Genomic DNA, 1,494 nt, shown 5'->3' with positions numbered 1-1,494 from the left:
GGACGACCTCCGGGGCCCGCCGGGTTTGGTCGGCCGGTGGCCGGGCACGCAGTCAGTTCCACAGCTTCTGCGAGGTGATGGACGTGCGTGAGGACGACATGCGGCAGGACGCCGCCCGCCAGGCCGAGGACCGGATCGCCGGCGGCGTGTACGGCAAGGGCGCCGTCGAGGCGGTGACGGTGCCCCGCACCGATGTGGAGAGCCAGATCCAGCGCGACGACCCGGACGATCCGGCGAAGGTACGGGTCGATCCGCAGGTGCTGCGCGACGGTGGCCCCGTCGGTGGGCAGGGCGCGGTGACCACCACCGGTGGCACCGCCGGGCCGGCGAGCGTACGCCGGGTGGCCCGGCAGCCGGAGCGGCACCCGGGCAAGGTCGCACCGACCACGACCGGCGACGCCACCACCGGCGGCCTGAGCACCCCGATGAGCGGTGGCACCAGCGACCAGTCCACGTCCGCGACCGGTCCAGCCAAGACCGTCCGCGACCGCTCCATCAGCGACTGACCGCTTTCCCCGCGTGATCATGAGGTTGACGTGGCTGTGGGAGATCACAGTCCACGTCAACCTCACGATCGACGATTGAGGTCAGGGGGTGGGGCGGAGGATGCCCAGGCGTTGGGTTGCTCGGGTCAGCGCTACGTAGAGGTCGCTGCGGCCGCGGGGGGACTCGGCCACCATCCGGTCCGGGTCGACGACCAGCACCGAGTCGAACTCCAACCCCTTGGCCTGCGCGACGGTCAGCACCACCACCCGGCTCTCCAGCTCCGGATGCTCGCCCACGGCGGCCTCCGGCAACGCGGCGGTCACCGCCGAGCCCAACTCGCCCACCCGGCCGGCCGGCACGAGCACACCGAGCCGACCCTCGGTCAGCCCGGCCGCCTCCCGGGTGGCCGCCGCGACCAGTTCCGCCGCCAACTGTTCGTCGGGCACCGCCCGGTCCCACGGGGGTACGCCGCTCTCACGTACCGAACGCGGCGGTCGCAGCGCGGGGTCGATCTCGGCCAGCACGTCGGCGGCGACCGCCATGATCTCGGCCGGTGTGCGGTAGCTGACCGTCAGCTCGGTCAGCCGCCACCGCTGCGCCACGTACGGGGCGAGGGCGTCCGCCCAGGAGGGTGTGCCACTGAGTGCGCCGGTCTGCGCGACGTCGCCGACGATGGTCATCGACCGACTCGGGCTGCGGCGCATCAGCAGCCGCCACGCCATCGGCGACAGCTCCTGTGCCTCGTCCACGATGACGTGGCCGAACGCCCAGGTGCGGTCGGCGGCGGCGCGCTGCGCGGTGGTCAGCCGGTCGGCTTCCTCCTGCCGTTCCAGCAGCCGGTCCGCGTCGATCAGGTCGGTCACGCCGAGGATCTCACCGCCCTCGGCCTCGTCCTCGACGTCGATCGAGCGGGAACCCCGGGCGATCTCCAGCACGCCCTCGGCGTACTCCCGTTCCATCATCCGGATGCGGTCCCGGCGAGCGGCGGCGGCGCGCTCGTCCTCGCCG

2 protein-coding genes are annotated in these 1,494 nt (G+C 73.2%); one reads left to right on the top strand and one right to left on the bottom strand.

Annotated elements, in window-relative coordinates:
• Window positions 1-83: 83 nt before the first annotated feature.
• Complete coding sequence (locus tag C7C45_RS30395; RefSeq protein ID WP_110567905.1) at window positions 84-506, top strand: hypothetical protein; 423 nt, start codon at window positions 84-86, stop codon at window positions 504-506.
• 81 nt (window positions 507-587) lie between these two features.
• Here the strand turns inward: C7C45_RS30395 and C7C45_RS30390 are convergent.
• Window positions 588-1,494 (bottom strand): ATP-binding domain-containing protein (locus tag C7C45_RS30390; RefSeq protein ID WP_146247449.1); only part of this gene is annotated, 907 nt, incomplete at its 5' end.

Origin of the sequence: Micromonospora arborensis (assembly GCF_003205615.1) — a bacterium.
GTDB lineage: Bacteria > Actinomycetota > Actinomycetes > Mycobacteriales > Micromonosporaceae > Micromonospora > Micromonospora arborensis.
Note: the sequence above shows the minus strand (reverse complement) of the source record. Positions and strands in the feature narration are given on the sequence as shown.